This window comes from Streptomyces hirsutus (genome assembly GCF_001418415.1).
In the GTDB taxonomy this organism is placed as follows: domain Bacteria; phylum Actinomycetota; class Actinomycetes; order Streptomycetales; family Streptomycetaceae; genus Streptomyces; species Streptomyces hirsutus.
In genome coordinates this window covers 1-7,996 of record NZ_LIQT01000134.1, presented here as the reverse complement: position 1 = coordinate 7,996, position 7,996 = coordinate 1, and the positions used below count along the sequence as shown (strand labels likewise).

Genomic DNA, 7,996 nt, shown 5'->3' with positions numbered 1-7,996 from the left:
GATGAAGGACGCCCTGCGCGCACGGGCGACGGTGGGCGAGGTGTGCAACGCGCTGCGGGAGGTGTGGGGGGCCTACGTGCCGACCGACGTCTAGGGCTGGCCCAATACGTACCTTTGAGTGAGGAGTTTGATTATGCAGTCGTCACCATTGCGGGTCGTCGTGGCCAAGCCCGGCCTGGACGGCCATGATCGTGGTGCGAAGGTTGTCGCGCGAGCGCTGCGTGACGCCGGTGTCGAAGTCATTTACACGGGACTGCACCAGACACCGGCACAGATCGTTGCCACTGCTGTTCAGGAAGACGCTGACGGCATTGGACTCTCTGTGCTGTCCGGGGCCCATATGACTGCGTTCACGGAAGTCATGAAGCTGCTCCGGCACGAGGACGCGTCGAACATTGTGGTGTTCGGGGGCGGCATCATTCCCGAAGACGACGCTGCCGGCCTCCTGGAAGAGGGCGTCGCGGCACTGTTCACGCCGGGGACTTCGATCGCGACGGTCGTGGAATGGGTGACAACTCATGTGGGTGAGGACGGGAAACCTCTCGAGTGCGTGGTCTCGTAACGCCCGTCAGTGGGGTCAGGCCGGTCACCAGGAATCGGGTTGGTTTGGGCGTGCGTGGGCATACGAGATCGTGTGCGGCAAGGGTGATCCGCCCGACACCCTGTCCGCCCTCACATCCTTCTCCCGCCTGCGCCGTCGGCGACAACCGCCAGAAGCCGCCGACCGGCATTCACTATGTGCCGCTTCCGGAATCCGTTGCTGTCGAGATACGCAGGTCGTCAGCACACTCAGGTGACGATGCGCGGATCAGCCTGCGTCTTTGAGGAGTTCTGCGATTTCCCGGGCCGCGTCGCGGGCAGGCCGTCCGACGCCGATGAGCGTGGCGGAGGCGGGGCCGGTCCAGTCGCCGTAGCCGAGCAGGTGCAGGCGTGACTCGCCCAGGGCCCGTGTGCCTGTTGTGGGGATGTGGCCGCGCCGGCCGCGCAGTCCCAGGGGTGCCAGGTGCGAGAGGGCAGGGCGGAAGCCCGTGCACCAGATGACCGCGTCCATCGATGCTCGCGTTCCGTCGGCCCACACGGCGCCATCGCGGTCGAGGCGTACGAACATCGGAGATGCCTTGAGTAACCCGGCGTCCCGGGCTTCACGGACGGGCGGCACGGCGACGATGTCCCCCAGCGAGGCGACACCACCGGTGTCGGTGCGCCCCTCGTCGAGGGCCCGGCGGCGGGCGGTGGCCGCGTCGAACAGGGCGCGGCCGTCGATGTCGTCGGCGAGGAAGCGGGGCGGACGCTGGGTCACCCAGGTGAGCTCGGTGTCGCGGGCGAGGTCGGCGGCGATCTGCGCGCCGGAGTTGCCGCCGCCGACCACCACGACACGCTGTCCGGCGAAGTCGCGCGGGCTGCGGTAGTCGACGGTGTGCAGCTGCCGTCCGCGGAAGTCCGAACGGCCGACAACGGTGGGCAGGAAAGGGCGCCACCAGGTACCGGTGGCGCTGACGACGGTCCGGGCACGCCAGATACCGGAGTCGGTCTCGACGCGCAGGTATGTGCCGTCCCGGTGAACGCCCAAGACGCGTACGGGGCGGTGCACCGGAAGTTCGTACCGCTGCTCGTACCCGGTGAGGTATCCGATTACATGGCGTGCATCCGGGTACGTCTCCCCCGCTTGCAGGGGCATCGGCCGCCCCGGCAGGGAGGAGTATGCGGCCGGAGAGAACAGGCGCAGGGACTCCCAGGTGTGCTGCCAGGCGCCGCCCGGCGCGGACTGGGCGTCGAGGATGACGAAGTCCACGCCCAGGCGGCGCAGGTGGTAACCGGCGGCGAGCCCGGCCTGACCGCCGCCGATCACCACCACGTCGCATGCCCGTGTCTCGGGGCGATGCATCAGGGGCGTCCTCCGTCGGTGGTCAGTGCGGACGGGGCGAACTTCTTGCGCCAGGCCAGGGACACGTAGACCAGGCCGACCAGGATCGGCACTTCGATGAGCGGGCCGACCACGCCGGACAGGGCCTGGCCGGAGGTGACGCCGAAGGTGGCGATGGCGACCGCGATGGCGAGCTCGAAGTTGTTGCCGGCGGCGGTGAAGGCGAGGGTGGTCGTGCGCTCGTAGTTCAGGCCGATCGCCTTACCCAGCAGGAAGGTGCCGAACCACATGACCGTGAAGTACACCAGCAGGGGCAGCGCGATGCGGGCGACGTCGAGCGGCTGGGAGGTGATGGTCTTGCCCTGCAGGGCGAAGAGGATGACGATCGTGAAGAGCAGGCCGTACAGCCCCCAGGGGCCGATCTTCGGCAGGAACTTCTGCTCGTAGGACTCGCGGCCGAGCTTCTTTTCGCCGATCCGGCGGGTCAGGAAGCCGGCCAGCAGCGGCACGCCCAGGAAGACGACGACATTGAGTGCGATCTGCCACATGGAGATGTCGAGGTTCTCGCCGTTGCCGAGGCCGAGCCAGCCGGGCAGCAGGTCGAGGTAGAACCAGCCGAGCAGGCCGAAGGCCAGGACCTGGAAGACCGAGTTGAGGGCGACCAGGACGGCGGCGGCCTCGCGGTCGCCGCAGGCGAGGTCGTTCCAGATGATGACCATGGCGATGCAGCGGGCCAGGCCGACGATGATCAGGCCGGTGCGGTACTCGGGCAGGTCCGGCAGGAAGATCCAGGCGAGGGCGAACATCACCGCCGGGCCGACGAGCCAGTTGACGACCAGCGAGGAGATCATCAGTTTGCGGTCGCCGGTGACGGCGTCGAGCTTGTCGTAGCGGACCTTGGCCAGGACCGGGTACATCATGACCAGCAGGCCGACGGCGATGGGCAGCGAGATGCCGCCGATCTCCACCTTCGCCAGGGCGTCGTTCAGTCCCGGAATGGCGCGGCCCAGGCCGAGGCCGACGGCCATGGCGAGCAGGATCCACACCGCGAGGTAGCGGTCGAGGGTCGACATCTTCGCGGCGATCGACGTTTCCACGCCGGTGGTCGCGGGTGCTTCGGTGCGGGTCACGGACAGGCCCTCTTGTTCCCGGCGGCGGTGCGGGCGGACTCGGCCAGGTCGGCAAACTGACCGGCGAGCGAAGCGAGGACGTCGGGGCGCACCTTGTAGTACGTGTACCGGCCGCACGGCTCGGTCTCCACGACCCCGGCCTCGCGCAGCACTCTCAGGTGGTTGGACAGGTTGGTCTGCTTCGCGCCGGTCTCCTCCACCAGGTGGGTGGTGCACAGCGTCTCTTGGGCCAGCAGGGTCACGATTTGAAGCCTGAGCGGGTCGGCCAGCACCCGGATCAGGTCAGTGTCGACTGACGTCATCATGGGCTGATACTCTCACATCAGTGGTGGCTGACACCACCGGGTGCTGACCTCACGTGCACCTGATCCCGTGAGACAAGAGAGACCGCTGATGTCCGACAAGCCCTCCGTGCTCTTCGTCTGCGTCCACAACGCGGGCCGCTCTCAGATGGCCGCCGCGTGGCTGAGCCACCTGGCCGGGGACCGCGTCGAGGTCCGTTCCGCCGGCTCCAACCCCGGCGATCAGGTCAATCCGGCCGCCGTCGAGGCCATGCGCGAGGTCGGCATCGACATCTCCGCCGAGACCCCGAAGATCCTGACCATCGACGCGGTCAAGGAGTCGGACGTCTGCATCACCATGGGCTGCGGCGACACCTGCCCGGTCTTCCCCGGCAAGCGCTACCTGGACTGGACGCTGGACGACCCGGCCGGCCAGGGCGTCGAGGCCGTCCGCCCGATCCGTGACGAGATCAAGAAGCTGGTCGAGGGCCTGATCGAGGAGGTCGCGCCGGAGAAGACGGCATGAGCAACGACGAAGTGCGCGACGTCATCGTCATCGGCTCCGGCCCCGCCGGATACACAGCCGCCCTCTACACCGCCCGCGCCAGCCTCAACCCCCTCGTCTTCAGCGGCGCGATCTTCGTCGGTGGCTCGCTGACGACCACGACCGAGGTCGAGAACTTCCCCGGCTTTCCGGGTGGCGTCCAGGGCCCCGAACTCATGGAGAACATGCGGGCCCAGGCCGAGAGGTTCGGCGCCGAGATGATCGACGACGACATCGTCGCCGTCGACCTGGCCGGGGACGTCAAGACCGTCACCGACACCGCCGGGACTGTCCACCGCGCGAAGACGGTGATCGTTGCCACGGGCTCCGGCTACCGCAAGCTCGGCCTGCCCAAGGAGGACGAGCTGTCCGGGCGGGGCGTGTCCTGGTGCGCCACCTGCGACGGCTTCTTCTTCCGTGACCGCGACATCGTGGTCGTCGGCGGCGGCGACACTGCGATGGAAGAAGCCACCTTCCTCACCCGCTTCGCCAGGTCGGTGACCGTCGTGCACCGGCGCTCCACCCTGCGCGCCTCCCAGGTGATGCAGAACCGCGCCTTCTCCGACGACAAGATCTCCTTCCTGTTCGACAGCGAGGTCGCCGAACTCCACGAGGAGAACGGCATGCTGTCCGGCGTGACGTTGCGCGACACCCTGACCGGCGAGACGCGCGAGCTGACCGCGACTGGCCTGTTCATCGCGATCGGCCATGACCCGCGCACCGAACTCTTCAAGGGCCGGCTGGAACTCGACTCCGAGGGTTACCTGAAGGTGGAGTCACCGTCGACGCGCACGAGCATCCCGGGCGTCTTCGGCGCCGGCGACGTCGTCGACCACACCTACCGCCAGGCCATCACCGCAGCCGGTTCCGGCTGTGCCGCCGCGCTGGACGCCGAGCGGTATCTCGCAGCCCTGACCGACGCGTCCGTGGCGGCCGAGGCCGTCGCGGTCGCTTGACGGCAACCCGCCCCGCCCCGTACGAGGAGACCTCCATGGCTCTCAAGAACGTCACCGACGACTCCTTCGGCCAGGATGTCCTCAAGAGCGACAAGCCCGTACTCGTCGACTTCTGGGCGGCCTGGTGCGGCCCGTGCCGCCAGCTCGCCCCCTCCCTGGAGGCGATCGCCGCCGAGCACGGCGACAAGATCGAAATCGTCAAGCTGAACATCGACGAGAATCCGGGCACCGCCGCCAAGTACGGCGTGATGTCCATCCCGACCATGAACGTCTACCAGGGTGGCGAGGTCGTCCAGACGATCGTCGGTGCCAAGCCGAAGGCCGCGCTGGAGCGCGAGTTGGCCGACCACCTCGGCTGAGTGGCGAAGGCAAGGGACCGGCTCCGCACAGGACCGGTCCTCGCGCCGCGTGGCGGTGCCGAAGAGATCCGGAGCCGCGGTATTACGGCTACACCCGGTCGAGAGCCTGCGTCGCCAGGCGGCCGGCCGCCGATTCAGGATCGCGCGCACCTAGTTCAGGCCGTCGTAGTTCACCGAGTACCACGACCAGGTGCTGCGGCGTTCGCGGTTCAGCAGGTCCGCCTCGGTCACCATCTTCAGATGGTGACTCACGGTCGGCTGCCGGAAGCCCAGGCAGTCGGCGATGGCCTTGAGTATGAGGGCCAGGGGCTCGGCCTCGTCCAGTTCGATGAGCAGGCATGGGAGGACGGGGCTATTCGAGGACACAGCAGAGCCCTTGACTCTGTCGGGGATCTTGGATGGTCGGGCTCAGCTGCCGAGAGTTCGCCAGGACTTCGGCCGGGGGATCTCGTGCTGGTCCAGGAAGGTCTGGAAGGCGGTCGGCGGTCTCGGTGAATAGGTTTCCTCGGGCGCTGACCGGCCGCTGAGGCGTTCGATGTTCACGGCGATGGCCGTGAGTACGTGTTGCAGGTGGGCTTTCGGCTGTCCTCGGTAGCGGCAGCGGCGCATGCCGTGTCCGTGGGCGAATTCGTTGATGGTGCCCTCGACTCCGGAGCGGACTGCGTAGCGGGCCTTCCAGTCGGGTGTCTGCTGCTCAGCACGGACTCGGAGTTGCAAGTCGCGGAGTTCTCGTGGGGGAAAGCCCACGGTGCGGGCGCTCTCGCGGGAGGTGGTGCACCGGGAACGGTCCGGACACGGCTGACACTGCCCCTTGGTGAACTTCGCGACGATCAGCGGGGCAGTGGTGGGCGAGGAGGTCGGGTAGAGGCCGTGCCAGCTGCTGCTGACCTGGCCCCGGGGGCAGGTGACCTGTCGGCGGTCGAAGTCGATGTGGAAGTCGTCCCGGTCGAAGCCTTCGTGCTGGCGGTGCTGGCGGGTGGGGTTGCCCGGTAGCGGCCCGGTGACGGTGACCCGGTGTTCGCGCTCGGCTCGTTCCAAGTGGACCATGGAGGTGTAGCCGCCGTCGACCAGGTGTTCTGTGGGCAGCAGTCCACGGCGCGTCAGGCGGGTGTGGATGCCGGGCAGGGCCTGGGCGTCCCGGATGGGGCTGGTAGTGGCGATGTCCGTGATCAGGTTGACGCGGGCGTCGGCGTCGCAGGTCTCAGTGACGTGGACCAGATAGCCGTTCCAGCGGGTGTTGCCCCGGATGGCCTGGCGGGCGTCCGGGTCGTAGGGCGAAATAATCCGGACGGCTCCTTTGGGTCGGCCGTCCTTCTCGGTGCGGGGACGCAGGACGCCGCGGGCGTCGACAAGGAAGTTCTGCACCATGATCTGCCGCAGGGCCCCGGCTCGAGGAGCACGCCGGTGGGACGGCAGGCTCTGGAGAAGTTGGTGGGTGTCCGCTCCGGCCTGCTTGAGACGGGTGACGGTGTGGCTGGGCCGGCTGGGCAGGCGGACAGGTCGGCCGTAACGGGTGGCCCAGTCGGCGTCCACCAAATCGTCCAGGACATCGGGCGTATCTTGGGAGGCTTCCTCCAGCGCGGCGCGGACTGCTTCACGTACCAGTTCTAGGGCCTGTGTGATGGTGTGATCAGTCTTGCCGATCCGGGTCCGTCTGGAGGGCGGATCCGGTAGGAAGACGATCGTGACGCGCAGGCAACTTACCGACGAGCAGTGGAAGTTGATCGAGCCGTACCTGCCGATAGGCGAGTACGGCCCGTACCCCGAGCGGCTGCGGGAGCAGTTCGAGGGGGTGATCTGGCGGTTCAGGACCGGCGCGCAGTGGCCTGAGCAGCCAGCTCGATCAGGCGCGTGACCGCGCCTGGCTGGGAGACCGAGACGGCGTGGGACGCATCGACCTCAACGGTGTGTGCGTGGGCGCGCCGGGCCATGAAGCGCTGTGCGGTCGGCGGGATGTTGCGGTCCTCGGTGGTGATCAGAGTCCAGGTGGGGAGGGTCTTCCAGGCAGCCCTGGTGGCCTTCTCCTTCAGGGCCGAGGCAGCCACGGGACGCTGGGTGGCGGCCATCAGGTCAGTGACGGATCTGGGCACGTCGGCGGCGAACTGGTCATGGAACTTCTCGGCCTTGATGTACTGGTCGGTGCCGGTGCCACCGCCGGGAAGGGGGAAGGGCACGTTGTTGAGGGTGGGGCCGAGAGTGCTCCCGGGAAACTTGTTGGACAGTTCCAGGGAACTTTCGCCCGCCGCGGGGGCGAAGGCGGCGATGTAAACCAGTGCCTTGACCTGGGCGTCACCGACAGCAGCCTCGCTGATCACGGAGCCGCCGTAGGAGTGACCGACAAGCACGACCGGTCCCTGCACGCTCTTCAGCACGCTCTGGATGTACTCGGCGTCACTGGCCAGCCCACGCAGCGGGTTGGCCGGAGCGACGACCGGATACCCTGCCCGCTGCAGGCGCTTGGTCACCCCGTTCCAGCTGGAACCGTCGGCGAAGGCGCCGTGCACCAGCACGACGGTGGGCTTCACGCCGCCTGCGCCACCATCCGCTGAAGCCGGTGCCGCCGGGACCGCGCACAGGGCGGCGACGGCGAATCCAGCCGCCGCGCTGTACAGGCGCCGTGTGGGGCGTCGTATGCCATGGACCGCACTCATGTGGTTCTGCCTTCCACGAGGCCCCCCTACGGCCATCAGCTTCATACGTCCGTGGCACCGAGCCAGCCCATCCAGTGCAATCGGGTGAAACCGATACGGCAGTCGGTGGAACCGCTTCTGTGAGAGGTGTGGCGGCACTTCCATCACGTCGACTTGGGCGAAGAAGGAGGTCAGCGCCGGCCTCGGAGCACCTAGTGTCCTGAGTCGGGAA

The 7,996-nt window shown here is 67.9% G+C and carries 10 protein-coding genes and 1 pseudogene; 5 read left to right on the top strand and 6 right to left on the bottom strand.

Annotated elements, in window-relative coordinates; genetic code table 11:
• The first annotated feature begins 133 nt into the window (after positions 1–133).
• A complete protein-coding gene (locus AOK11_RS10645; protein ID WP_055593419.1) occupies positions 134–562 on the top strand; it encodes a cobalamin B12-binding domain-containing protein in 429 nt (142 codons plus the stop codon).
• A gap of 246 nt (positions 563–808) precedes the next feature.
• Here AOK11_RS10645 and AOK11_RS10640 read toward each other — a convergent pair whose 3' ends face one another.
• The 3 genes from AOK11_RS10640 to AOK11_RS10630 are packed head-to-tail and all read right to left on the bottom strand — an operon-like array spanning position 809 to position 3,299.
• Positions 809–1,885 (bottom strand): ArsO family NAD(P)H-dependent flavin-containing monooxygenase, encoded by a 1,077-nt coding sequence (locus tag AOK11_RS10640; RefSeq protein ID WP_055593418.1) that lies wholly within the window; start codon positions 1,883–1,885, stop codon positions 809–811.
• Positions 1,885–2,994 carry an ACR3 family arsenite efflux transporter gene (gene arsB / locus AOK11_RS10635; RefSeq protein WP_055593417.1) on the bottom strand — a complete coding sequence of 370 codons (1,110 nt, stop codon included), beginning with the start codon at positions 2,992–2,994 and terminating at the stop codon, positions 1,885–1,887. Before arsB ends, AOK11_RS10640 begins: the two co-directional genes overlap by 1 nt.
• Positions 2,991–3,299, bottom strand: a complete 309-nt coding sequence (locus AOK11_RS10630) for an ArsR/SmtB family transcription factor (protein ID WP_055593416.1) — start codon at positions 3,297–3,299, stop codon at positions 2,991–2,993. Before AOK11_RS10630 ends, arsB begins: the two co-directional genes overlap by 4 nt.
• 88 nt (positions 3,300–3,387) lie before the next feature.
• Between AOK11_RS10630 and AOK11_RS10625 the strand changes: the two genes are divergently transcribed.
• The 3 genes from AOK11_RS10625 to trxA are packed head-to-tail and all read left to right on the top strand — an operon-like array spanning position 3,388 to position 5,134.
• Positions 3,388–3,801 (top strand): arsenate reductase ArsC, encoded by a 414-nt coding sequence (locus tag AOK11_RS10625; RefSeq protein ID WP_055593415.1) that lies wholly within the window; start codon positions 3,388–3,390, stop codon positions 3,799–3,801.
• Positions 3,798–4,775 (top strand): thioredoxin-disulfide reductase, encoded by a 978-nt coding sequence (gene trxB / locus AOK11_RS10620; protein ID WP_055593414.1) that lies wholly within the window; start codon positions 3,798–3,800, stop codon positions 4,773–4,775. The genes AOK11_RS10625 and trxB overlap by 4 nt, the downstream gene beginning before the upstream one ends.
• A gap of 35 nt (positions 4,776–4,810) precedes the next feature.
• Positions 4,811–5,134, top strand: coding sequence for a thioredoxin (gene trxA / locus AOK11_RS10615; RefSeq protein ID WP_055593413.1), 324 nt, complete (start codon positions 4,811–4,813; stop codon positions 5,132–5,134).
• Between the two features lie 150 nt (positions 5,135–5,284).
• On the opposite strand, the gene AOK11_RS10610 is transcribed toward trxA, so the two are convergent.
• Positions 5,285–5,500 (bottom strand): ArsR family transcriptional regulator, encoded by a 216-nt coding sequence (locus tag AOK11_RS10610; RefSeq protein ID WP_107098553.1) that lies wholly within the window; start codon positions 5,498–5,500, stop codon positions 5,285–5,287.
• 42 nt (positions 5,501–5,542) lie between these two features.
• On the bottom strand, positions 5,543–6,667 hold the full coding sequence (locus tag AOK11_RS10605; RefSeq protein WP_157869320.1) for a transposase: 1,125 nt from the start codon (positions 6,665–6,667) through the stop codon (positions 5,543–5,545).
• A 151-nt stretch (positions 6,668–6,818) separates the two neighbouring features.
• Here AOK11_RS10605 and AOK11_RS39570 point away from each other — a divergent pair.
• A pseudogene (locus tag AOK11_RS39570) lies at positions 6,819–6,983 on the top strand (transposase); the annotation flags it as partial.
• Here AOK11_RS39570 and AOK11_RS10600 read toward each other — a convergent pair.
• The gene (locus AOK11_RS10600) at positions 6,940–7,785 is read right to left on the bottom strand and encodes an alpha/beta fold hydrolase (RefSeq protein ID WP_055593410.1); all 846 of its coding nucleotides are present in this window, start codon (positions 7,783–7,785) and stop codon (positions 6,940–6,942) included. The pseudogene AOK11_RS39570 and the gene AOK11_RS10600 sit on opposite strands and share 44 nt — an antisense overlap.
• Positions 7,786–7,996: the final 211 nt, after the last annotated feature.